The organism is Bombilactobacillus sp. ESL1097 (assembly GCF_058107205.1).
Window position 1 is genome coordinate 205773 of the sequence record NZ_JBYLUB010000002.1, and the last position, 24460, is coordinate 230232.

The window sequence follows — 24460 nt, forward strand, 5'->3', positions numbered from 1 at the left end:
ACAATAAGATTGTAATTTAGTTAAACGGTTAACTAAATTTGCTCAACCAAATCGGTATTTGGTTTAAAAACTGGCGCCGGTAATCTGTTTGGTGGGAATAAGTTTTAATTGTGGTGCTTGCGAACTGTGATCTTTGGTAGTGATTTTTTGATGTAATAATTGAATAGCGGTTTGCCCAATTAAAAAGGAGTCTTGGCGAATGCAGCTAATTTTTGGATTAATCACTTGCATCCAATCAAACTCTTCGTAGGTTGCAACTCCATAATCTGCGGGATAACTATAATTGAGTGTTTGCATAGCTTTTAATAACCGTAGTAGTACCCGCGCATTCATACAGAAAAAACCAATCTTTTTATTGCGTTGTTGGTGCATGATGGTGGCTAGATTATTTGTGAATTGTTCGTATTCTTGATCTAAGCCGTTATGTGGCACGGTTAACAAGTGATCGACCGTGTTGCGATAACCGGTGGCTTTTAAAAAACCTTCAAAGCGCTGAGTCCGAGTACTAATGTTCTGAAAAGGCCAAGTGACAAAGTATAAATCATAGTTTTTCTGCTTCATCTTAGCAACTAATTGTTTGACTGATTCGACGTTATCAGTTGCAACAGTGTCAATATTCAAGGGACTTTGTTGGCGGTCAACCATGACAGTTGTTTGATTCGACAGTGATTTATAGACCGGACTATCCGGATTGACTGGATCGACGATCATGCCTGCCACTTTCTCATTAGTTAAACGGATAATATTATCCATTTCCTTTTGTTCACGATTGTTCGAATTGGTAAAAAGAACGCGGTAGTTGAACCGATCGCATTGATCGTAAATACCAGATAACATTTGCGAAGTAAAAGGATTAGTAATGTCGGCGAGAGAAATACCAATAGTGTTATTTTCGTTTCGGGCCAGATTGCGGGCACTACCGTTAGGAGCAAAGTTAGTACTGCGAACAATGGTTTCTAATTTTTGCCGCGTTTTTAATGACATTCGTTGGTAATTACCGTTTAAAAAATTAGAGACAGTGGCGGTTGAAACGTTTGCCATTTGGGCAATATCTTTAATTGTTAATTTTGTCATAATGTAACCTTCGAACAGAGATAATTTTTATCTTTAGTATAGCAGATTCGTGCGGGCAAATGGTAAATGACCTTTAACCGTTAAGTTAAAAGGTTAATCGTTTAATATTGATATTTATTTCACAAAAAATTAAAGGAGGTGATAAAATGCCAAAATATATTGCCAATACTGCTGTTTTTCAGCACTTGATTCAAGCACAGGTGCCATATCAAAAAATTATGCAACAAACTAAATTATTAGGTTTTGATGTGCTGGAGTTACGTAGTGAATGGTTGGATTTACAGCCATTAGTTTTACAACAACTACAAAAACAAGCCCAACAAATTAATTTGCCGTTGTATTTAAGTATTAATGATGTTTTGTTTCAAGCCGGACAACTAAATCCTAAATTGTCACAGTATGTCCACTTACAGCAAACTTTACAGGCACAGTCGTTAAAACTGAATTTAGGTGAATTTGCGCCTACGAATGCTAATTGGGCAACGCAATTAGCGCAAATTTTGCCAGCAGATTGTCAATTAGAGATTGAGAATAATCAAACCCCGACTCAAAGTGATTTGACACAAACTGCACAGTTCTTTCAAAGTCTCACCCCACAATTGACAAACGTTCATTATTGTTTTGACGTGGCGAACTGGTATTGGCTAGATGCTAGTATTACTCAAGCCTGGCAAACTTTACAGCCAGTCACGAACTACTTGCATTTGAAAAATGTTCAAAATCAACAAGTGACGACGGATTTAATGCAAGGATCAATTTCATGGTCAGACTTTTTGCCGACAGCGTCGAAAGTGGAGCAAATTGGTTTGGAATATGCCACTGATCAGGCTACGTTAGCGCAAAATTTACAACAAATTCAACATTTGTTAGCGCAGTAAGGAAGGTGAAGTTATGTTAGAAACAGTCAATCAAATATTTCAAGTTTTTGGTGCTAGCGTAGTGGTTCCGATCATGATTTTTATTGTCGCAGTTTGTTTACGGGTAAAAGTTAAAACAGCGATGATGAGTGCGTTCTATGCAGGAGTTGGTTTAACTGGCTTTGGTTGGATTATTCAAGCTTTTACACCAGTTGTCACGAAAATCATTAAGCAAATGGTCAACCAAACGGGAATTAAATTACCGGTCGTAGATATTGGCTGGCAAGCAGGCTCGTTAGCTTCGTTTGGTTCATCAGTTGGTTTAAGTTTCTTCGTTTTTGGTTTAATTGCGGAGTTGTTATTATTTGCTTTCGGTGTGACTAAAATCTTTATGGCTTCGAATTTATGGAATAATTTTGGTTTTATGATTTGGGGCACGTTATGTTATTACGTTACGCATAACTTCTGGTTATCTTTGGGACTATCATTCTTTATGTTACTATATGCACTATTATTAGCAGAAGTCCAAGCGGATCGTTGGTCTGATTATTATGGGGTGAAGAATGCATCAGTCGCTTCGCTACATAATATTGAGCAAGTGATTCCGGCTATTATTTTAGATCCATTGTGGAATTTATTAGGTTTTAACAAGGTTAAGATGACTCCGGAATACTTTAAAAATAAACTGGGTGTCTTTGGCGAACCGACAACGTTAGGAGCTATTTTAGGTTTATTGATTGGCATTTTGGGTAACTTAACGAAACTGGGGACTTTAAAAGCTTGGGGGCAAATCTTATCCTTTGCGATTGAGTTGTCAGCGGTCATGACAATTTTCCCATTAATTACGGACGTCTTTTCCAAAGCCTTTACGCCGTTGGCAGATGAAATTGACAAGCGCAAAAAGCAACAAACGCAAACTGCGAGTCAAGTTGATCCGGTCAAAGATAAAAAGCGGTGGTTCTTGGGCGTTGATGATGGCGTTGGTTATGGTGAACCTGCAACCATTATTTCGGGCGTGATCTTAATTCCAATTATGGTGTTAATCGCCTTTATCTTACCGGGAAATAAAACTTTGCCAATTGTGGACTTGATTTCCTTGCCGTTCATGGTGGAATCCATTGTCGCCTTAACACGGGGCAATATTTTAAAAGTAATCGCGAACGGCATTGTTTGGTTTAGTTTAGGCTTGTATGCTTCTAGCTGGTTAGGCAGCATTTATACGGGAGCTGTGTCACATTACGGTGCGGCAATTCCAGCTGGCATTGTCTTGATTACGAGTTTTAATTTGATGGCACGGCCCTTGAATGCACTAGTCTTTGCTGCCTTTATTTCGAAGAATCCACTGTGGATTGGTTTAGTAATTGTTGTTTACTTGGTACTGTTGTATGTATTACGCAGATATCGGCCACAGATTTGGCGCTATTTGAACAAGATGGCGGATAAAAATGCTGGTTACGCTGGTAGTCAAGAAAAAATTGAGTATTGATTTGAGAAAGGAAGTTTCATGATGAAAAAAATTGATGGACATTTACATTTAGTACGGTCAATTGCTGGCTTAAACGGCAAAGGACGCATGACGCCTTTAGGTCATGGGCAAACGATTTGGGATGATGGTACATTAGTCAAATTAATTCCTGATGGCTGGGGTGATGATAATTTCTTAGCCGAATCAGCATTGCAAGTGATGGATGATAACGGTATTAATAAGGCGGTTTTATTACAAGGTAGTTTGAATGGTTACCAAAACTATTATTCTTACCAAACAGTTAAAAAGTATCCTGAGCGTTTTGTGGCCGCTTTTTCGGTTGATCCTTTTACTGAAAATGCGATGCAAATTGTGCGGCGGCATGTCGAAGACTTAGGCTTTCGGGCTTTAAAGTTTGAAATTAGTGAAGGTGGCGGTCTGCACGGTTATCACAAACCATTTCGTTTAGATACTAATCCAGAAGTGGGTAAGATTTTGCACTATTTAGCGGACTATCCTGGGTTTGTCATTACGACTGATTATGGTGATTATACACAATTTAGTTATGAACCCGAAGCAATCGCCACCTTAGCACAGCGCTATCCACAGTTAGATTTTGTGGTTTGTCACTTATCTTTCCCGAATGCGGATCATTTGGATCGTTTAGAAAATGCATTAACCCAATGGCAACCGTATGACAATATTGCGACCGAATTATCAGCTATTCAAGACATTGAAGGGGAGACGGAATTTCCATTTCCACGGTGTCAAAAAGATGTGCGCTTAGCTAAGAGTGTCCTAGGTGCTAAACGGATTTTCTGGGGCACAGATTCTCCGTGGTCTTCAACTTTTAACTCCTATCATAATTTAGCAACTTGGTTAGAAGCGACGGATATCTTTACGCCTAGTGAATTAGAAGATGTAATGTATAACAATGCCGAACGCATTTACTTTAAAGAAAAAAATGTGCAAGTCATGCGGGTAGCCGAAGATCCCGTGTTTAAAAAATAACGCAGACTAGTCTAAGCTACGTACTAGACAAATAAAGCTAGTTGAGAGTGCAACTAGAACTTCCAGCTAATGAGTTCACCGATGAATTAATAAAGGAGCAATCAATTAATGAGTAAAGCAAAAATTTTAGTCACAGGAATTATTCCAGAAGCGGGTTTAACGGAATTAAAAGCCACGTTTGATGTGACCTATGAACCAGAAATTGAAACGCGCGCCTGGATTTTGGAGCATTTAAAAGAATACGACGGTCTGTTATTAATGGGCACCAAAGCGGATCGCGAACTGATTGATGCGGGTCCTAACTTGAAAATTATTACCGCTAATGGTGTAGGTTTTGACCATATTGATATTGAGTATGCGAAACAAAAAGGTATTGTGGTAACTAATTGTCCCCAAGGGGTGCGTGTACCAACGGCGGAAATGACGATTGCCTTGATCTTGGCAACGGTGCGGCGCTTACATTTTTATGATCAACTGGTCCGGCGCGGCGACTGGGTTGATGTTTCCGAGCAGAAATACATGGGCATGAGCTTACAAGGTAAAACCTTAGGGGTTTACGGTATGGGCCGCATTGGTTCGCAAGTAGCAGCATTTGCCCAAGTTTTAGGCATGCAAGTTATCTATAATGATGCACGCCGATTAGATAGTGACTTGGAACAAAAATTAGCCGTGAAATATGTTGATTTTGAGACTTTGGTTCAGCAAAGTGATGTAATTACGTTACATGCACCTTCCTTACCATCGACCATTGGTATTTTTAATGCAGCTGTTTTTCGGCAGATGAAACCAACTGCTTATATTGTAAATGCCGCCCGGGGAGTATTAATTAAGCAAGATGATCTCATCAAAGCTTTACAAACCGGCGAAATTGCGGGTGCGGGATTAGATGTTTTTGAGACAGAACCCAATATTCCACAAGCTCTAAGAGACTTAGATAATGTAGTCTTAAGTCCACACGCCGGGACGGGTACGTTAGAAGCGCGCACGGCGATCGCGCAAGAAGCTTCGACTAACTTGATTAATTACTTCCAAGATCATAGTGCGCCTAATCAAGTTAATCAGTAAATTTAAATGAAAAGTTAATCGCAAGCTTTAGCAGATGTTCGTCTGATTCATAGGAGGCTGGGGCAAATTTTTGTCCTAACCTTCTTTTATTTTTGAATAGAGGCAAGGTGTTCCAAATGAAATTTAAAAAAGTTTTTAGTGATCAATTGGATCACTGTTATGCTTTGTTACACTTACAAGCTTTAAATCAGGATTTTTTGATTGTTGCTTCCGAAGAAGACCAACCTTGTTATGCCTATGATTTGAATCATCATTGGCAAAAAATCACTGTCTGGCCCAATATTGGGGGCACGATGACGTTAGTTGCTATTCCTGGCACTTTGAATTTTTTAGCAACACAAAAGTTTTATCCCGGCTTTAACTCAGCCACCTGTCGGATTGTCAAAGAAACTTTTACGGGACACGGTTGGCAACAAACAATTGTCGGTGAGTGTCCGTATATTCACCGCTTTGATATTATTCCCAAAACCGGGCAAACGGGCTTTTGGTATGTTGGTTGCTCGATTGCTAACAGTAAACAAAAGACGAACGATTGGTCAGATCCCGGTAAAATTTGGGTGGGGGAATATGATGATGATCAAGCACGCCTGCTTAACCTGCACGCACTCAAACAGCGCATTACGCAAAATCATGGTTATCAGCGTTTAGCGACTTGTTCTTTAATCACGGGTCGAGAAGGAGTTTTCCGTTTAAGTTGGCCGACTGAAACGCAGTCGTGGCAGTTACAACAATTGACCACAGCCGCGACGTCCGATATTTGTTGTGCGGATATTAATCAAGATGGTGCGCCAGAGTATTTAACCATTACGGATTTTCACGGGGCACATTTACGCTTATATGATCAACATTTTCAGTTATTGCAACAAACAACCACTCCCACCCCCTTTGGACATGCACTTTTTGGCGGGCCGATTGGGAGTCGAGAGTATTTCCTATTCGGTTGGCGAGCTGGGCAACAAGGCTTAGCGTTAATTGAGCATCCCGATTTAAAACTGCAATTAATTGAAACTGGTGTTGGTCCCAGTAATGTTTTGGTTTATCAAAAGCAGCAACAATCTTATTTGTTAGCGGCTAATCGCGAGGCTAATGAAGTGGCAGTTTACCAAATCTTGCTGGATTAGGAGGAATAGGTCATGCGGTATTATTTAACGATTGATAATGGTGGTACCAAAACCAAAGTAGTGATTTGTGACCTGAATGGGCAACAGGTAGCAGTTAGTGCGTTTCCCACTCAAAAAGTCCGAGCAGATGCCGAGGTTCAAGAAATTAAACTGCAAGATTTATTGGCACATTTGGGTCAAGCCATTAGACAAGCTCTGACACAAGCAGCCTTGAGCGCTGAACAAATTGCCGCAGTGACGGTTGTAGGACATGGCAAAGGACTATATCTCTTAGATCGTCACCAGCAAATTTTTCATAATGGTATTTTATCGACTGATCAGCGAGCTATTGAGCTAGCACAACAATTTGAAGCGCAAGTTACTCAAATTTATCCCATTAGTCAACAACATGTCATGGCTAGTCAAGCGCCTGTTTTATTAGCTTGGCTCAAACAAAATCAACCGGCCGTTTATCAACAAATAGGGACCGTTTTTTCTAATAAGGATTTTATTCGCTACCTGTTAACGGGAGAAATCTATCAAGAAATCGGTGATGCTTCGGGCAATAACTTGCTCAATTTGACAACGCAACAGTATGATGAGCGCCTACTTGACTTCTTTGGGATCCCCGAAATCAAAGCAGCCTTGCCACCATTAGTGCAAGCAACCACGATGTGTGGGCATTTAACCGCAGCTGCCGCGCAAGTGACCGGCTTAAAGCCCCAAACACCAGTTTTTGGGGGCATGTTTGATATTGATGCTTGTACGTTAGCGACGGGCGTTTTGGATGAAAGTTTATTAAGTATGATTGCAGGTACTTGGAATATGAACTTACTAGTGGGTTCGGCGCGTGCCCCCCAACAATTAGGTTTGATGAATTCGCTCTTTGTGACACAACAAAATTTAGTCGAAGCCTCTAGCCCGACATCAGCCGGCAATTTGGCTTTAATGATTAAAATGTTGTTAGCTGATGAAACGCTTAACGCGAAGAAACAACAGCGTTCAATCTATGACTATTTAGAAGATTTTTTAAAGGTTACCGATCCGAGTTATGCGCAGGTCTTCTTCTTGCCGTTTCTGTACGGGAGTAATGCGCATCCCGATGCGCAGGGAGCCTTAATCGGTTTACGGAGTAATACCAGTAAATCTGAGTTGATTCGGGCAGTTTATGAGGGTATTTGTTTTGCACATAAGACCCATGTCCAACAGTTATTACAAGTCACCACGCAGCCACAAGTTGTTCGCTTGTCTGGTGGAGCGGTTAACTCAATGCAATGGATGCAAATGTTTGCGGATGTTTTGCAATTACCTGTGGAAATTCCGCAAGCTACGGAATTAGGCGGGTTAGGAGGTGCCATTTGTTGTGCGGTGGCTCAAGGGGCTTGGCCCGACTTTAAAACGGCCGTTCACCAAATGACACACGTTAAGCAACGCTTTGAACCAGATTTACAAGCTAGTGCTGTGTATCAAGCCAAATATCAAGTCTATCAAGAATTAGTGCAAGCTTTAAATACTAGTTGGCCAGCCGTAGTGCAGTTACAGCAACAATTGGGAGGTACAAAATGATCACTAATCCATTAGGCATTTACGAAAAAGCATTACCGCAAAATTTAACGTGGCAACAAACGTTTGAATTGGTACATGAATTAGGGTTTAACTTTTTGGAATTTTCGATTGATGAAAGTGATGAGCGCTTAAAACGTTTAACGTGGAGCCGTCGGGAACGACAAGAATTTCGGCAAGCTTTGTGGGTAACGCATAGTCATATTAATACGTTAATGTTGTCTGGACACCGGCGTTACCCTTTGGGAGCGAAGGATCCGGCAATTCAAGAAAAGGCGCTGACTATGATGCAACAAGCACTCGACTTAGCGGTAGACTTAGGCATTCGAAACATTCAATTAGCGGGCTACGATGTTTATTATGATAAAAAGACTCCGTTAAGTCATGAACTATTTATTGAAAATTTACAACGCTGTGTCGATATGGCAGCCTCAAGATTAGTCATGCTCTCCATTGAAACGATGGATGATCCGTTTTTAAATTCCTTGAGTAAAATTCAAGAAGTTAAACAGCAAATTGCTAGTCCATGGCTGCAAGGATATCCGGATATTGGCAATATTTCAGCATGGCCGCAAAATGATGTAATTACTGATTTAGAGACCAATATGAAACAAATTGTAGCGGTTCATTTAAAAGATACTAAAAAAGTAACTACTACTAGTCCGGGCCAGTTCAAAGAAGTACCCTTTGGTCAAGGTGACGTAGATTTTGAAGGGTGCTTACGCGCTTTTAAGCGACTCGGTTATGCTGGAAGTTTTACAGTAGAAATGTGGAGTCAAAAAGCTGCTGATCCCGTGGCTAAAGTGCGCCAAGCGAAGGAATTTTTTGACCAATTGTTTGCGCAAGTAGGCTTAAAGCAAGCTGCTCTATAAAACAGGTGCTAAAAGTTGAGGATTAGTGAAATCCCAGTTGTCAGCAGATTTTTAATTGAGGGGGGTTAACATGTTAGAACAATTAAAACAAGAAGTTTATGAAGCCAATATGCAATTACCAAAATTAGACTTAGTGACTTTTACCTGGGGTAACGTCTCGGGCATTGATCGTAAGCAAGGTCTCTTTGTCATTAAGCCTTCGGGAGTAGCATATGATGCTTTGCAACCAGCAGATTTAGTGGTGGTTAATTTGCAAGGGCAAGTCGTTGAAGGTGACTTGAATCCTTCAAGCGATACTCCTACGCATGTGGTTTTGTACAATGCTTTTCCCAAAATTGGTGGGATTGTGCACACCCATTCACCGTGGGCAGTTGCTTTTGCGGCTGCTAAAATGGATATTCCAGCTTTAAATACGACCCATGCGGATACTTTTTACAATGATATTCCGGCAGCGCGGGCTCTGACCCAACAAGAAATTGAAGCGGGTTATGAAGAAAATACCGGTCAAGCTATTGTGGAAACTTTTAAGGAGCGTCACTTGGATTATCAGGCGACTCCGGGAACATTAGTGAGTCAACACGGACCGTTTGCTTGGGGAAATGATGCTCAAAATGCTGTCTATAATGCCAAAGTGCTGGAAACAGTGGCCGCTGAAGATTATCATACGATGCAATTAACGCGAGCTAATTGTCATTTGCCGCAATATTTGTTGGATAAACATTATTACCGAAAACATGGTGACAATGCATATTACGGTCAAAAATAATTTTTAAAAATGCTTTTCAATACAATAACTAAATGTGAGTAACGCTGTGACCCCCGAAGCTAGGATAACTTCGGGGGTCATATTAGTTGCAATTTGGTCTGGAATTCGATGGTGTTAGGACAATGCTGAATGAACCATCTTAATGTGTGGTGTTGACTCAAAGATGAACGGTTGTCCTTGACTGACAAAGTCGAATTTTTGATAGAAAGCCTCAACTTGTTGTTGTGCTTCAATAGCAATTGGTTTGCCGGGAAATTGTGCTGTAATGGTTTGGAAGATCTGTTCCATTAATTCTCGTCCTAAGCCTTGACCACGATATTTTTGATCAGTTACCACACGGCCGAAAGTAAGATGGTCGCCTTCTGAAAAAATGCGCGCATAGGCGATAACTTGCTGATCAACAATGTTAAAGACATGCCAAGCCGTTAAGTCGTGAGCATCAACTTCTTGATAGATTCGTTTTTGATCAACGACAAAAGTTTTAGTTCTTAAAAAATAGATTTGGTATAGTTCGTAAGGGGTTAATGTCTCGAAATTTTTTGCCTGCCACATAAAATTTACCTCATTTCTCAAACAAAATCGTATTGATTAATTTAAAAGCTTGATACAATTGGGTCTGCTGTCGTTCAGGAACAGAAGCAATAATTTTTTGGATTTGTGCATCCGATTTTTGATTAAGGTAAGCCACAGTTTGCTGACCATGGGAAGTTAAGAAGATATCCACTGAACGTAAATCCGTTGAAGAAGGTTCTTTTGTGATTTCCTGTTTGCGCACAAGTTGATTGATTAAACGGCTAGTATAGCTTTTATCCAGATGTAACGACCGGGACAGCTTCATCGGCGTGACTGGATAATGAAAACTAATCTCTAAAAGCATTCGACTCTCGGGCCAAGTTAAGTCAGTATCAAAAACTTGCTTATCTAGGATGCCTAATAGTAAAGTATAATGTCGGTTGAAATGCCTAATTAACGCAGCTGAGTTGGGATCCATTCCCATATCACCTCCCTTTTGGCTTATTATAATAACAAGTAGTGGCTTTTGTCCACTAAAAATAATCAAAATTAATTTTTATGTTCTTATTTAGAGTTAAGGATAAAATACGCTGTGACATTGTACGTTTAAATTTACAAAAAAATTCGGGGGCTCAGTCTGATTAAGATATCCTGAAAATAAAAGCTGGTTTTTCAAGTTTGTGAATTGAATTTGATTATATTTTTTATAAGTTAAAACTTAGTAAACGATATTATGACCTAAAAATAAACGCTTTAGTGTCGCTGAATAGCACAGATAGTATTATAATGATATTGTGAATTTTGAAAGGAGTGTCTCTTATGGCATATCAAACAATCTATCCTTATACAGGTGAACTATTAAAACAGTATGATGATGCAACACCAGCTGACCTTGAAGCAGCACTAGCTACTGGTCACCAACTCTACAAAACAATGCGCGACCAACCAGTGGCTGAACGTGCCCAAATTTTACACCAAATTGCGCAAGCGCTCACAGAAAATGAAGATGAGTTAGCAAAGGCAATGACCTATGATATGGGTAAGTTATTGACGGAGGCTAAAGGCGAAGTGCAATTGTGTGCGGCCATTGCCGAATACTATGCGCAGCACGGTGAAGAATTAATGCAGTCAGTTCCATTAGAAACCCCTGCTGGTAAAGCTTATTACTTAAAACAAGCAACTGGAATTATTGTGGCAGTTGAACCTTGGAACTTTCCACTATATCAAGTAGTGCGGGTCTTTGCTCCGAACTTTATTGTTGGTAACCCCATGATTTTGAAGCATGCTTCGATTTGCCCAACTTCAGCCCAAAAATTAGCGGACTTAGTTTTAAAAGCTGGTGCCCCGAAAGGCGCATTAACCAACCTCTTTATTAGTTATGACTTGGTGTCAAAAGCCATTCATGATCCGCGCGTAGCTGGGGTTTGCTTAACTGGTTCTGAACGTGGTGGCGCTTCAGTAGCGAAAGAAGCCGGTGACGCCTTGAAGAAGTCGACTTTGGAATTAGGTGGTAACGACGCCTTCATTATTTTAAGTGATGCTGATGACGCTGAATTAAAGAAGATTGCCCCGGATGCACGGTTGTATAATGCGGGACAAGTCTGCACTTCTTCCAAACGTTTCATTGTCATGGCCGATAAGTATGACAGTTTTGTTGCCATGTTAAAGGAAGCTTTTGCGAATGCTAAAATTGGTGATCCCATGGATCCCACAACGGTTGTAGCACCTTTGAGTTCAAAGAGTGCGCAAGAAAAATTACAGCAACAAGTCGATACGGCTATCGAACATGGTGCCAAATTAGTTTATGGTAACGAACCAATTGACAGCAAAGGTTTCTTCTTCCAACCAACAATTTTAACTGACATTGACAAAGATAATCCGATCTTTAATCAAGAAATGTTTGGTCCGGTTGCTTCGGTTTATAAAGTTAATTCTGAACAAGAAGCAATTGATTTGGCGAACGATTCAAGTTACGGCCTAGGCAATACGGTCTTTTCAGGTGATGTCGAGCATGCGAAAGCTGTGGCTGCGAAAATTGAAACGGGGATGTCCTTTATTAATTCTGGCTGGGCTTCTTTACCAGAATTACCATTTGGTGGCGTCAAAAACTCTGGCTATGGTCGGGAATTAAGCGATTTGGGCTTAAATGCCTTTGTTAATGAGCACTTGGTATTTGAACCAAAGAAATAAATTTTACAAAATTGAAGTAATCAAAAAGATTCGCCTGCTTTGGCGAATCTTTTTTTTACTACTTATTTTTATAAATACGGGTATTGATAAATTCCATGACGGCTAAAACGATTAAACCGCCGCCCAATAAACGAAAGAAAAAGCGCAACATATCAAAGGGATTAAAGACTAAGGCAATACCTAAAATGATTAATAACAAAGAGTAGCAGTAGTCCCACCACGGAGTCACATTGATATATTTGCGATTGCTGCGGGCGTTAAAAAATTGATTGACGCCGTTAACTAATAAGACAATGCCTAAAATAACTGGTAAGAGTGGAAGTAAGAGGTGGGCAATGGGAAAGATGAGAATTGCTAGTAAAAAAGAAACTACCGCAGTGGTGTACGGGCTATTATTGTCGCTATGACTTTTGGATAAGAGCCAACCATCATGTAAAGCGATTAATCCTAGACCGATCAGGTAAGCAGAAATTAAATATAAAATCGCGTTTAAACTTTTATCGGGATTAATTAAAATAACAACTCCGGTGACTGCGAGAAAAATAATTCTGAGCCAGCGATACCAATTAAATTGGCGATAATATTGTTTCATAGTCAATAACTCCTCTTTGTGTGAATCACGTTCATAATTAAGGGCAATTTTTGTTAAAGCAATTGGAATTTTAGTTGTTGGAGTCCCTGCCGTTTTAGTTTACCACTGCTGGTTTTTGGTAAAGCTGCGACTTGCCGAAATTCCACGGGAACTTTATAGTGTGCTAAATATTGGCGACCATAGGCGGTTAATTGTGCGGCGGTGACGGGCTGGTTCAATTCGACATAAGCAACGGGAACACTACCCCAGTGACGATCAGACTGGTGGGTCACACAAATATTGTGAATTTGGGGTAATTGTTGGTACAGATTTTCAATTTCGGCGGGGAAAATATTTTCACCACCAGAAACGAACATATCATCAATTCTGCCTTGTACGAATAAAAATTGTTCATCATCCAGATAGCCAATGTCGCCCGTTTTAAACCAGCCATCAGCGGTTAATTTTTGTTGAAATAATTCTGGCTTTTGCCAATAACCCGGGGTTAATGCCGGGGATTGGAGCTGGATCTCACCGTTTGGCGCAATGCGAATTTGATTGCTGAATAAAGCTTGACCACAAGAGCCTAATTTACGTTGTGCATCTGGAGGATTTAAGGCTACAACGTTGGAGCAGGTCTCAGTCATGCCATAAGATTGCACTACCGGGACATGTTGGGCTTGACAAATTTGTAAAGTTTTTTGATCAATAGGGGCTCCTCCGAGAAACATTAAGCGAAAGCGGGAGTTGTAGGCAGTAGTTTTAACTTGCAAGAGTTCTTGGAGCATAGTGGGGACCACTGACATAATCGTGATTGGTTGTTGACAAAGTAATTGATTATCGTTGGTAGCGTCAAACTTATCTGCTAGATACAACGGAATGCCATAAATTAAAGAGCGCAGCAAAATAGAAAAGCCCGAGATATGAAACAATGGTACCACGCACAGCCAACAATCACTGGCCGTAATTTGAAAATTCAATAAAGTGTTCATGGCAGAGGCCCAGTGATTACCATAGGTTTGCAACACACCTTTCGGTTGCCCCGTGGTTCCCGACGTATACATCAAACTAGCCACATCGTCACTTTGAATGCTGAAAGTGGAATAGGGTTGGGGCGCTAATGTGGATAAAGAATGTGGAGTAATGATTTGAACCTTATCTGTTGGCAATTGTAAGTCGTTTTGATCACTCAGACAGAACTTTACTTGAGCATCTTGTAATTGTTGGACTAATTCGGTCGCGGCTAAGCGAATATTGCAAAAGACAATGGTCGCATTTAATTGTTGCAATGCTAAGATATTCAAATAAGTATCTAAAGTATTGTGTCCAAATAACCCCACATGATCTTGGGGGTGAATGGATAAGTTGGCCAATTTTTGGGCACGATGTTTGACTAATTGTTGAATTTGTTGGAATGTATAGTACTGGTCTTGATAATATAAGGCTATTTTGTTAGGTGATAATTGCGTTCGTTTGTTTAACCAGTTTTGCATTAAAAAACTTCTTTCTAAAGGCTGAGCCTCAAAAAAGACTGGAACCACTGTTGGATTTCAGTCTTTGGTTACTAGGTGTGCGATGAAGATCATCAAATGTTTAGGTTTGCAGCTTGATAATTGCGCTCCAAAGAGCAAAAGAATGTATCTAACTACGCCAAATTCAAAGTCAAAAAACGACTTTTAAATTGGGCTAGGTTAGTCTTCAGCTTTTAACCAGTTTTGTTCACAGCTTGTTATGGGAACTTGGGGAACTTATCGAAATCGGGTTCGCGTTTTTCTAAGAAAGCGTCACGACCTTCTTTACCTTCATCTGTCTCATAAAATAACATGGTGGAGTCGCCAGCAATTTGTTGCAGACCGGCTAGGCCGTCCGTATCAGCATTCATAGCAGCCTTAATAAAGCGAATGGCGGTTGGTGATTTCTTTAAAATTTCGTGACACCAAGCTAGCGTTTCCGTTTCAACGTCGGCCAACGGAACGACTTTATTGATCCAACCCATTTCAAAAGCCTCTTGGGCACTATAAGGTTTGCATAAAAACCAGACTTCTTTGGCGCGCTTATGGCCAATGACTCGGGCTAAATAAGCGGAGCCATAACCGGCATCAAAACTACCAACTTTTGGTCCTGTTTGCATGAACTGGGCATTATCAGCCGCGATGGTTAAATCACAGACTAATTGTAAGATATTACCCCCACCAACGGACCAGCCTTTGACCATGGCAATCACGGGCTTCGGGATCACGCGAATTAAGTGTTGTAAGTCTAAGACGTTGAGCCGGGCAATTTTATCTTTACCAACGTATCCACCATTGCCGCGCACTTTTTGGTCACCACCGGAACAAAACGCTAAATCGCCTTGACCGGTTAAGATAATTACACCAATGCTTGCGTCATCGCGACAATAGTTAAAGGCCTCAATCATTTCTTGAATCGTGTCCGGAGTAAAGGCGTTACGCACCTGGGGGCGATTAATTGTAATTTTGGCGATTTTATCTTGTCGCTCAAATAAAATTTCTGAATAATTCTTAATAGTTTGCCAATTCGTCATAAAATTTTCCTTTCTGGAGGTCAGAACAATCGATTTAATTCAATATCTCGGGATCAAAATCCTACACCAAGCTCCCCAAACGGTTTTATTGCAATTACCCATTACAGCACAAGTCTTACAACCGTACGGCCAGTTGCATGGAGGTATGAATAGTGTTTTAGCCGAAACCGCGGCTAGTTTAGGCGCTAATTTAAATTTACCAGCTGAGCAAGTAGCCGTCGGCACACAAATTCAAACGAATCATTTACGTTCGGTGAAGCAAGGTGAATTATTTGCAGAAGCACACCCGATTCAAATTGGTCGGCGGATTCAAGTTTGGCAAGCTAGTACTTATCAAACTTCAATCCAAGAGCCAACTAGTATCAGTACTGTCACCTTGATGGCAGTAGCTAAATCCTCTAAATAACATCTTAGCATATCAAAGTTTGGTGTTGAGGAAAAGTGCTAAGTTGATTCTTTAGAATTGGTGGTTCAAATTTTGCAGGAAGGGGGAGATTGTAGCTGTCTTCACAAATGAATGTGAAAATATTAAATTTTTCCTAATTAATTAGGATTGGGCATTTAACTTTTGTTTGTGATTGATTCGTGGTAGAGTAGAATAATGTAATTTCAAGATGTTGTTCAGATTTAATCGGAGATGGAGAGATATAATGAAAATTAATGCTGCCGATAAAATGGTTCAAGTTATGCAAGCTTGGGGCATTGATAATGTATATGGTTTACCTGGGGATTCTGTAGATACAACCATTGAAGCTTTGTATCGCAAACGCGATCAAATTAAATTTACACAAGTTCGGCATGAAGAAGTTGCTGCGTTAGCTGCTGCTTCGCATGCCAAATTAACTGGTCAAGTGAGTGTTTGCTTGTCCATTGGTGGACCTGGTGCCATTCATATGTTAAATGGTTTATATGATGCTAAGATGGATCACGCACCAGTTGTGGCTATTTTGGGTCAAATTCAATCTCATTTATTAAATACTGGTTTCTTCCAAGAAGTCAATACACCACAATTGTTCGAAGACGTTGCTGTTTATAATCGTTTGGTAACTAACCCAGAAACCTTACCAGCAGTTATGGACGAAGCAATTCGGGCCGCTTATACGAATAAAGGCGTTGCAGTTTTGACGATTCCAGATGATGTACCGGATCATAAAATTTCTGATACGTTTAAACCAACGGCTGATCAATTCCGTTTGGATGCTCCTAGTGCTGATGTGAAAGATATTGATCAAGCTTTAGCCATGATCAAAAAAGCCAAAAAGCCAGTAGCTTTGATTGGTGTCGGTGCTAAAGAAGCGCAAGAACAAGCTAAAGAATTTGTGGAACGTTACTCCATTCCATTTATTCAAACAATGCCCGCTAAGGGAACCATTGATGATGATCATCCCAATGCGTTAGGACAAATCGGTAAATTAGGTACGAAACCTGCTTATGAAGCAATGTTTAACGCCGATTTATTAATGTTAATCGGAACTGATTATCCTTATGCACCTTATATCAACCAAAAGATTCCAACAATTCAAATTGATAATGACCCAAGTAAAATTGGTCACCGTCATAATATTGATTTGGCGATCGTGGCAGATACCAAAGATGCATTAACCTTATTAAATACCCGTGGCGAAGTGATCAGCGATCGGCCATTCTTAAAAGCTTGTCAAAAGAATATGCAAACTTGGCGCGCTTGGATGAACGACGTTAAGAACAAGAAGCATAATGGCGTTTTACCATCCAAGATGTTTGCTAAAATGAGTGAAGTGGCACCAGCTAATACGGTTTGGTCCGTTGATGTGGGGACTTCAACTTCATTTGGTGCCCGGTTTGTTGATGTTAAGTCCACGCAAAAATATACCATTTCTGCATGGTTAGGAACTATGGGCTGTGCTTTACCGGGATCCATTGCTTCTAAAATTGCGATGCCACAACGCCCAACTTATGCAGTTTGCGGCGATGGTGCTTTTGCCATGGTCATGCAAGACTTTGTTACTGCAGTTAAATATGATTTGCCAATGGTCGTTGTTGTGTTAAATAATCATTTGTTAGCCTTCATTGAATATGAACAACAATCTGCGGGCCAACAAAATTACGGCATTGATTTGGCAGATATTGATTTTGCTAAATTTGCTGAAGCTTGTGGTGGTATTGGCATCAATGTTACTAACGATGAAGAATTTGCTCAAGCTATGGAACAATACAAGAACCCTACTAAGCCAGTTTTAATTAATGCTGCGGTTTATGATGAAGCTCCATTACCAGGTAAGATTATTAAAGATGAAGCTGAAGGTTATTTGAAGTTTGGTTTTGAATATTTCAAAGACAAGTTCCAAATCCCTAAGATGCCACCATTACGTGAAATCTTACGGCAATTTTTATAAAATATAGTTTGCTGAAAGTCGTTTTCGAGAGAAAACGGCTTTTTTGGTATAACCATTTTTAGAAAATGGATAACAATAAAAAATAAGATTTTAACCAAGTTTTTTCAACTAACCTAGAGTTAAAATCTTATTTTATTTACATATTGAATGAATCATTTCAATCTAAATAAACTAAGGATTATTTTCTTAATTGAAAAGCATTCTCCACTTTCTCGAAACCAATCTTTGGATAATATTCCATTGCTTTGGGTGCCGCTAATAAATAAAGTTTGGTGTGCGGACCAATTTGTGTATTTAATTTGTTAACTAATGTTTTACCAATACCTTGTTTTTGATAGTTAGCATCTACGGCTAGGTCACTTAAGTAGCAAAGATCATAGCCAGAATCAACTAAGGCGCGGGCTACCCCGACTAGTTGGTCTTGATCCCAAGCAGTCCAGAGAATATCAGAATCCTTTAAGACTTGCGCAATCTTTTTAGGTTGCTCGATTGGGCGGCGCAAAGCTAAAGTGGATCTTTTTAAAAGATCAATATAGGTTTCAACTGTCACGTTGACTTGGTTACTGTAAGTAATCATGCTTGCACTTCCCTGAGTATTATAGTTTGTTTTATATGATAAATTAGTTTTGAAACTTATTCAATAATCCGAGCAAAATCCGATACAAGATAGCGTTGTTTATCGTTACCTTGTTCGGCGGCTATACCGACGGATAAGAACATAATCGGAATTAAATGGGAATCAATATTTAAGCAATCCATGACTTTAGGAAAATCAACGCCACGCATTGCCACGGAATCATAGCCAAAACACCGCACCACATGCATTAAATTCATCGCAAATAAACCAGTGTCTAAATTAACACCTTGCGCAGTTTTATCTTCGGGGTGTGTTTGATAAAAGTTTTCTAAGCCCTGTTGATATGCAGTAATGGCCGTTTGATCATGGGCATCTAACAAGCCATGATTAATGGAAAAATCGGTTAGAGTTTCGGTTTGATAAGCAGATAAATCGCCTAAAATAAAGAACAGTGCTGAGGCTGTTTCGACTTGCTCTTGGTCGGAAGCCAACTGACGTAAAACTTTTAACTTAGCTTTGTCTTTGATCACCACGACTTTCCAGGGCTGCGCGTTGTTACTAGAAGGTGCCGTGGCTGCCAACTCCAACATTTTATTAATAGTTTCATCGGAAATAGTTTGGGCCGGATCATATTTACGAATGGATTTACGTGCTACTAAAAAATTAATCATCTCTTGGTTCATGTTTTAGCCTTCTTCTTATTTAATCTAACTTTATTATAGTTTTATTGTTAAAAAATGAAAAGGCTAACATTGGGCTGGTGATTTGGAAAGTCAACTTTAAAAGGTTCCAGAATTGAATTTTAAAAAATTCTATTAAGCTAACAATTTTGGCACATAAAAAAACTATTTATTAAGTTAAAGCTATTCTGAAGTAATACTTTGATACAAGATTGTAGTTAATCTTGATATTGAGCAATAATAAATTAAAAAATGCCATTGACTTTTAATCTTATATTAATATAATTCTAATTACATTCATATAGGAGGATTAAAATATGCAAACTATTAAAGCCAAGGATTCTTTAAAAACAAAAGATTATTTGAAAATTCGAGACAAAAAAGCAAGTGCAAAACTTAATAGATCTTTGGAACAAAATTCAGAACATAAATTTGGATATGGAGGAAGTCTTAAAAGTAATAAATTAACCGAAATACATGATGGTAATAATTACTTTTGTTGTTCTTCTAGTAGTGGTAGTTCTACTGTAAGCAAAAGGTAAAAATATATTATTTTAAGGTCGCATGGTATCACATGTGGCCTTAAATAATATATTGAAGATTATAATAAATTGGCCATATGGAGGAATCATAAAATGAAAGGTAGTTATGAAATATTACCCTTTTTCTTATATAGTGGTGTAAATGAGTTACTTCAAAATGAATATGGTATAACTGTTATCAATGATAAAGATTTGTCAAACCTTTTATTTAAATGGGATAGAGATTCAAGAAAGCTTGTCTCATATGATGAAATATATAGTGTTTTTTGTGAAGATACTGATGAGCTTATATCATTTTTAATAAATAAAAAAGTTTTAAAAAAAAGCATCACAACATATTCAATTGAAATTAAAAATATTGTGATTGTATCAGATGACTTGCATATTAAATCCAATGTTTTTTCTTATTTAAGATCTAAATTAGATTTAAATGTAGAAAGTATTAGTGTTACTGAGGTTCAAGAATTTTTAAACATGAATTTATCTACTGATGATATGATAATAGTTTCTTTAACGAAATACAGTTTTAAGGATGCCAACTTGATTAGAGAAAAAATCATTGATAGCAATAGCATATCATTGTTTGGTTATTATTATGCTGGCAATTATTATATAGATAATTTGTATAAAACCGAATGGTATAATCCTTGTCATCAGTGTAATTTGGAGAATATAAAAGCTCAATTACGTATTAACACTACCGGAGATGTAAGTTATCAAGAAATAATTGATGATATTTATAAAACAGATAGTGAAATGATTATAAGTACACAATTACCAGACTACCAGAAAGACTTTATTTCCTTGTCATTGTTTTCCATAATAAATAATTTTATAGGAGACGGTGAATATTCTAGCATTAATCCAGAGTCGCTTTCGTTAGTTACAAAAATAGATTTAAATAATAACAAAGTATATAAAGACTTTTCTGTATATTGGGAGTTATGTGATTGTTATGAAAAATAATGATAAAAGTGCATCTTCTGAAAAGGAACTTTTAATTGCAAAAAAAATGTCAGAACAATTATTAAGTAAACGAACATTAAATGATATTGAAAAATTTCATCAATCAACGACCTGGCAGGTTCCTTATAACTGGACTTTCAATTCAGGAGTTATAGAATGGGAAAAACTTGTGGAGTATAAAGACATACTTCCAGATAACCCTTTAGATACTATAGAAATGTTTCCTAATTATAAGATACCTAATTATAATTATCCTCAATCTACGAGACATTTTAAAAAAGATAAATATATTGATAAAAGTAAAATAGCAGATATATTAGGTAAGGCGTTTGGTAGATATGAGGGATTAGGCTCAAAAAATTATGGTTCAGCAGGAGGGCTGTATCCAGTAATTCCAGTTATGATTGTTTTTAGTAATAATGAAATACAAGATATTGATGCAGGTGTATATGTTTATGATTCAGAGCATTATTCACTTCAATTGATTAAGAAGATATCCAATAAAAAAGATTTTAAAATGTTATCAATAAATGTTAACTCGGCTTTTCCTGGCCAACTTTTGTCTAATATATGTTTTGCATATGCAATAGATTTAGAAAGAGCTATTTTAAAATATGGTCGTAGAGGATATAGGCATGCACTAATAGAATCAGGATTAATTGCAGAGAGTTTACACTTATCTCATGTATCGTGTTATAAGGAATTCGGGGATTGTATTTGGTCTGGATTTAATGATAATGCGTTGACTCGTGCCTGTGGATTGAATGCGAAAATGACGCCTGTTACTCTTCTACAGTGGTTTGGATTGAAAGATACTAATAGGTGAATATTATGTTTACTGTCTATCCAGATGATAACAACCACATCTATAGTACAATGTTTAGTTGTGATAAAACAAAATCTTTTTTTGCATCTTCTAGAATAGGCATTCTATTAAATGAAGATACCTATTCACCCAATGATTGTGGGTCCTTTGGAATTAATAAATTATTAGCAACAAAAAAAGCATTTTCGGAATCAGTAGAAAGAAGAAGTTTGTCTGGAAGTTCAAGCAACGAAATCCTTGTTCAAACTATTGACATTTTTAGCGGTTGTGTAAAAGAAATAAACAAAAATAATTTCTATTTTGCTGATAAAGGATGTCTAGATACAACTTCTACAGCAGCAGATACTAATGGTAACTATGCTGTGTATAATTCCATATTAGAATTGATTGAAAAGAATGCTACAATGCTTTTCTGGTATAACAATGAAGGATATCAATTGTATTCTGAATCAATGAAAAATATTTTGATTAATATCACAGGGGAAAATTATGATCATAAAGTTTTTATCAATGATAGTTTTTATCCTGTTTTAGTTGTTTATGTATTTTTATACGTAAATGGACATCCAATTGTTGTGGGTACGGGGTCTGGTCTTTCTTTAAAGTATTCTTTAGAAAAAGCTGTTAATGAAGCGGTCTTTTTAGCCAAAATAGAAAATGATAATAATAGTATTATTGATTATAAGGGAATGCTTTATGATAACTATACTTCAATGAAGAAAAAGTCTTTTGATGATATTAATACCGAAAGGAAACTATCATCATACTCAAAAAAAGAATCTTTCAATTGGCGTAATGAAAATAATATCTCTATTAAAGACTTAAAATTGTCATTACGTAGATTTACAAATCATTTATATATTCATTCACTGAGCGTTTCATATAAAAAATTGATTTGTATAAGATCTTTTTCTCCTGAATTGATCAATTATGTACCATTTAAGCAAAATCTTAAATTTGATAGAAAGATATATCATAGAATAAGTAGAGATGTTTTAAAAAATGATTTTCCTGATAATCCAATTATGTAAGGACATATTATCATGTATATAAAAAATAATAATGCAAATATAGATAGTTCATTTTTGATACAAAATATATCTTTTGAGGATAAAAAATTCTTAGAAACAAACTTTTGTCATACTTCGATATTACCCTTAAAGATAAAGAACGCAACTGGTAACTCTGCAACGTTTAATAAAAAAAATGCAGTAATGGCATGCTTTGGAGAATATAATGAAAGATTGTCCATGTTTTACAATATTAATTCAAAAATTTCTAAAATACCTGCTTTTTCGTTATTTGATGACAGTGTGTTAAATGTTAATCCAGCTGAAGTATATATGAATTATTCACTAAGAGGATTAAATGGATATAAGAAAATATTTACTGATTCGTGTGGCGTTGCTTCGCATACTAATTCTGAATTAGCACTTTATGCTGCTATTTTGGAGTTTGTGGAGAGACAGTCTTTAATATTGACTTGGTTATCTAAAAAAAGGGGAAGAGAGTACCCTATAAATTTATTAAATAATTATCCTGAAAGTAGGCATTTAATTAAAAGGTTCAGTAGTATTTTTTCTTACTTTAAAGTCTATGATATTTCTTTGTATAGCGATATTTTTGTTATTTTAATAATAGGAGGTAATAAAGATTCATTTTCTATAGGCTTGGATGCAAACCTATCTTTTAGTGAGGCTTTAAAAGGTGCATTGGATGAATTTTGTCAAAGCTATGAATCTATTTTATTGTACCAAAACAACCCCAATTTAAATGAACAAGAGTTATATAAGAGAAATTTTTTAAATCAAACTTCTAAAGAATTTATTCAAAAATATACTTTTTTGGAGGGAGATATTACGAACTATTATCCTGAAAAATGTCAAAACAGCAATTTGATTAATTTAAAAAAAGTTATACAAAAAGTTCCTATAGATTATTATGCTCTTTCAATACCTCCTGCTATTAGTCAAACTAACCTAAGAATAGTTAAAGTTTTTTCCCCTGATGCTTTTCCACACATGAATACTCAAATAATTGATCCACATAAATATAAGATAGCTAATGTGTTTGGAATACAAGACTTTCCTAACATGGGCAAGTCAATTCCTTTTCCGTGAGGTTAAACAACATGAAAATTATTCTTAATTATGCTAAAACCTTTAATAAAATTATTTGGTCTGAAAAAATACCACTTATATATACTTTGTTATTACCAACTGCTTTATATATTTTTTCTAACTTTCGACGATTATCTATAGGAGGTATTTCCATAATTAAATTGTTAGCTTCAACCAGTGATTATCTAGCATATATGATTGTTTCAGTAGCTATCAATGGAATTGCATTACAAATAATTAGTTTTCGCGAAAGTGGTTTTTTAAAAACTGTCACGATGATATCTGGAGGAAATCGCAAATTTCCAGTCTATGGCCTACTAGTGAGTGAATTTATTTTTGGATATTTGTGTGTCTTGATGTTTGGAATTTTTATGGCAATATTTAATTTTAACAAAATAATTATGATTATTTTGATCTATACATTGATTTATATTTGTTCGGCCATACCAGTCATGTTATTTAGCGTATTGCTAACCATTTTTCCAATGCGCGTGAATACAAGTAGCATCTTGGCTAATTTAATACTACTAGGGTTAATCTGGTTATCGGCTGTTCGTCAAGATACGGGTTCCTTTTGGGGAGAGTTACTTTTTGGCATGAATCCAGCTGATTATGTAACACAAGTTATTGTTGTCATACTTAATTTGTTTAAAACTCCACATGTGATTAACCTATATCAAGTATTGTCGATTTTTGTTTTATTTATCATTTATTTTTTCATTGGTTATGTGGCCAGTGCTAAAGTTAGAATCAATTCCTTAACATCTAGAAATTAGGAGTGT

25 protein-coding genes are annotated in these 24460 nt (G+C 37.4%); 17 read left to right on the forward strand and 8 right to left on the reverse strand.

Going from position 1 to position 24460, the window contains the following annotated elements:
- Nucleotides 1-63: 63 nt before the first annotated feature.
- Entirely contained in the window at nucleotides 64-1074 is a 1011-nt protein-coding gene (locus AC3B6D_RS05135) for a LacI family DNA-binding transcriptional regulator (protein WP_489775081.1), read from the reverse strand.
- Nucleotides 1075-1220: 146 nt separating this feature from the next.
- Here AC3B6D_RS05135 and AC3B6D_RS05140 point away from each other — a divergent pair, with 146 nt between their 5' ends.
- The 8 genes from AC3B6D_RS05140 to AC3B6D_RS05175 all read left to right on the forward strand — a co-directional run bounded on the left by AC3B6D_RS05140 (nucleotide 1221) and on the right by AC3B6D_RS05175 (nucleotide 9773).
- Nucleotides 1221-1952: a hypothetical protein gene (locus AC3B6D_RS05140; protein ID WP_489775082.1), complete on the forward strand. Its 732-nt coding sequence runs from the start codon at nucleotides 1221-1223 to the stop codon at nucleotides 1950-1952.
- A gap of 13 nt (nucleotides 1953-1965) precedes the next feature.
- Nucleotides 1966-3417, forward strand: a complete 1452-nt coding sequence (locus AC3B6D_RS05145; protein ID WP_489756732.1) for a PTS transporter subunit IIC — start codon at nucleotides 1966-1968, stop codon at nucleotides 3415-3417.
- A 21-nt stretch (nucleotides 3418-3438) separates the two neighbouring features.
- Nucleotides 3439-4407: an amidohydrolase family protein gene (locus AC3B6D_RS05150; RefSeq protein WP_489775083.1), complete on the forward strand. Its 969-nt coding sequence runs from the start codon at nucleotides 3439-3441 to the stop codon at nucleotides 4405-4407.
- A gap of 108 nt (nucleotides 4408-4515) precedes the next feature.
- Nucleotides 4516-5472: an NAD(P)-dependent oxidoreductase gene (locus AC3B6D_RS05155; protein ID WP_489756730.1), complete on the forward strand. Its 957-nt coding sequence runs from the start codon at nucleotides 4516-4518 to the stop codon at nucleotides 5470-5472.
- Between the two features lie 116 nt (nucleotides 5473-5588).
- Nucleotides 5589-6593: a hypothetical protein gene (locus AC3B6D_RS05160; RefSeq protein ID WP_489756729.1), complete on the forward strand. Its 1005-nt coding sequence runs from the start codon at nucleotides 5589-5591 to the stop codon at nucleotides 6591-6593.
- A gap of 12 nt (nucleotides 6594-6605) precedes the next feature.
- Nucleotides 6606-8138, forward strand: a complete 1533-nt coding sequence (locus AC3B6D_RS05165) for an FGGY-family carbohydrate kinase (RefSeq protein WP_489756728.1) — start codon at nucleotides 6606-6608, stop codon at nucleotides 8136-8138.
- Complete coding sequence (locus tag AC3B6D_RS05170; protein WP_489775084.1) at nucleotides 8135-9007, forward strand: L-ribulose-5-phosphate 3-epimerase; 873 nt, start codon at nucleotides 8135-8137, stop codon at nucleotides 9005-9007. The genes AC3B6D_RS05165 and AC3B6D_RS05170 overlap by 4 nt, the downstream gene beginning before the upstream one ends.
- Before the next feature lie 70 nt (nucleotides 9008-9077).
- Entirely contained in the window at nucleotides 9078-9773 is a 696-nt protein-coding gene (locus tag AC3B6D_RS05175) for an L-ribulose-5-phosphate 4-epimerase (RefSeq protein WP_489756726.1), read from the forward strand.
- A 114-nt stretch (nucleotides 9774-9887) separates the two neighbouring features.
- On the opposite strand, the gene AC3B6D_RS05180 is transcribed toward AC3B6D_RS05175, so the two are convergent.
- Nucleotides 9888-10325 (reverse strand): GNAT family N-acetyltransferase, encoded by a 438-nt coding sequence (locus AC3B6D_RS05180; RefSeq protein WP_489775085.1) that lies wholly within the window; start codon nucleotides 10323-10325, stop codon nucleotides 9888-9890.
- Between the two features lie 10 nt (nucleotides 10326-10335).
- A complete protein-coding gene (locus AC3B6D_RS05185) occupies nucleotides 10336-10764 on the reverse strand; it encodes a MarR family winged helix-turn-helix transcriptional regulator (protein ID WP_489775086.1) in 429 nt (142 codons plus the stop codon).
- A 341-nt stretch (nucleotides 10765-11105) separates the two neighbouring features.
- Here AC3B6D_RS05185 and AC3B6D_RS05190 point away from each other — a divergent pair, with 341 nt between their 5' ends.
- A complete protein-coding gene (locus tag AC3B6D_RS05190; protein WP_489775087.1) occupies nucleotides 11106-12476 on the forward strand; it encodes an NAD-dependent succinate-semialdehyde dehydrogenase in 1371 nt (456 codons plus the stop codon).
- A gap of 58 nt (nucleotides 12477-12534) precedes the next feature.
- Here AC3B6D_RS05190 and AC3B6D_RS05195 read toward each other — a convergent pair whose 3' ends face one another.
- From AC3B6D_RS05195 to menB, 3 genes are all read right to left on the reverse strand, one after another.
- Entirely contained in the window at nucleotides 12535-13068 is a 534-nt protein-coding gene (locus tag AC3B6D_RS05195) for a DUF308 domain-containing protein (protein WP_489775088.1), read from the reverse strand.
- 53 nt (nucleotides 13069-13121) lie between these two features.
- A complete protein-coding gene (locus tag AC3B6D_RS05200) occupies nucleotides 13122-14540 on the reverse strand; it encodes an o-succinylbenzoate--CoA ligase (RefSeq protein WP_489775089.1) in 1419 nt (472 codons plus the stop codon).
- A 236-nt stretch (nucleotides 14541-14776) separates the two neighbouring features.
- The gene (gene menB, locus AC3B6D_RS05205) at nucleotides 14777-15592 is read right to left on the reverse strand and encodes a 1,4-dihydroxy-2-naphthoyl-CoA synthase (protein WP_489756720.1); all 816 of its coding nucleotides are present in this window, start codon (nucleotides 15590-15592) and stop codon (nucleotides 14777-14779) included.
- A 37-nt stretch (nucleotides 15593-15629) separates the two neighbouring features.
- Between menB and AC3B6D_RS05210 the strand changes: the two genes are divergently transcribed.
- Together AC3B6D_RS05210 and AC3B6D_RS05215 are read left to right on the forward strand one after the other, a co-directional pair.
- Complete coding sequence (locus tag AC3B6D_RS05210; RefSeq protein ID WP_489775311.1) at nucleotides 15630-15998, forward strand: PaaI family thioesterase; 369 nt, start codon at nucleotides 15630-15632, stop codon at nucleotides 15996-15998.
- A gap of 244 nt (nucleotides 15999-16242) precedes the next feature.
- On the forward strand, nucleotides 16243-17967 hold the full coding sequence (locus AC3B6D_RS05215) for a pyruvate oxidase (RefSeq protein WP_489756719.1): 1725 nt from the start codon (nucleotides 16243-16245) through the stop codon (nucleotides 17965-17967).
- 178 nt (nucleotides 17968-18145) lie between these two features.
- On the opposite strand, the gene AC3B6D_RS05220 is transcribed toward AC3B6D_RS05215, so the two are convergent.
- Entirely contained in the window at nucleotides 18146-18544 is a 399-nt protein-coding gene (locus AC3B6D_RS05220) for a GNAT family N-acetyltransferase (protein WP_489756718.1), read from the reverse strand.
- A 56-nt stretch (nucleotides 18545-18600) separates the two neighbouring features.
- Nucleotides 18601-19227: a nitroreductase family protein gene (locus AC3B6D_RS05225; RefSeq protein WP_489756717.1), complete on the reverse strand. Its 627-nt coding sequence runs from the start codon at nucleotides 19225-19227 to the stop codon at nucleotides 18601-18603.
- Nucleotides 19228-19541: 314 nt separating this feature from the next.
- On the opposite strand from AC3B6D_RS05225, the gene AC3B6D_RS05230 reads away from it, so the two are divergent.
- From AC3B6D_RS05230 to AC3B6D_RS05255, 6 genes are all read left to right on the forward strand, one after another.
- Nucleotides 19542-19766 carry a hypothetical protein gene (locus tag AC3B6D_RS05230; RefSeq protein ID WP_489756716.1) on the forward strand — a complete coding sequence of 75 codons (225 nt, stop codon included), beginning with the start codon at nucleotides 19542-19544 and terminating at the stop codon, nucleotides 19764-19766.
- A gap of 93 nt (nucleotides 19767-19859) precedes the next feature.
- Nucleotides 19860-20732 (forward strand): McbB family protein, encoded by an 873-nt coding sequence (locus AC3B6D_RS05235; protein ID WP_489756715.1) that lies wholly within the window; start codon nucleotides 19860-19862, stop codon nucleotides 20730-20732.
- Nucleotides 20722-21558 (forward strand): nitroreductase family protein, encoded by an 837-nt coding sequence (locus AC3B6D_RS05240; RefSeq protein WP_489775090.1) that lies wholly within the window; start codon nucleotides 20722-20724, stop codon nucleotides 21556-21558. Before AC3B6D_RS05235 ends, AC3B6D_RS05240 begins: the two co-directional genes overlap by 11 nt.
- A gap of 5 nt (nucleotides 21559-21563) precedes the next feature.
- Nucleotides 21564-22589 (forward strand): YcaO-like family protein, encoded by a 1026-nt coding sequence (locus tag AC3B6D_RS05245; protein ID WP_489775091.1) that lies wholly within the window; start codon nucleotides 21564-21566, stop codon nucleotides 22587-22589.
- Nucleotides 22590-22601: 12 nt separating this feature from the next.
- Nucleotides 22602-23678: a YcaO-like family protein gene (locus AC3B6D_RS05250; RefSeq protein ID WP_489756712.1), complete on the forward strand. Its 1077-nt coding sequence runs from the start codon at nucleotides 22602-22604 to the stop codon at nucleotides 23676-23678.
- Nucleotides 23679-23689: 11 nt separating this feature from the next.
- Entirely contained in the window at nucleotides 23690-24454 is a 765-nt protein-coding gene (locus tag AC3B6D_RS05255) for a hypothetical protein (RefSeq protein ID WP_489756711.1), read from the forward strand.
- The last annotated feature ends 6 nt before the right edge of the window (nucleotides 24455-24460 follow it).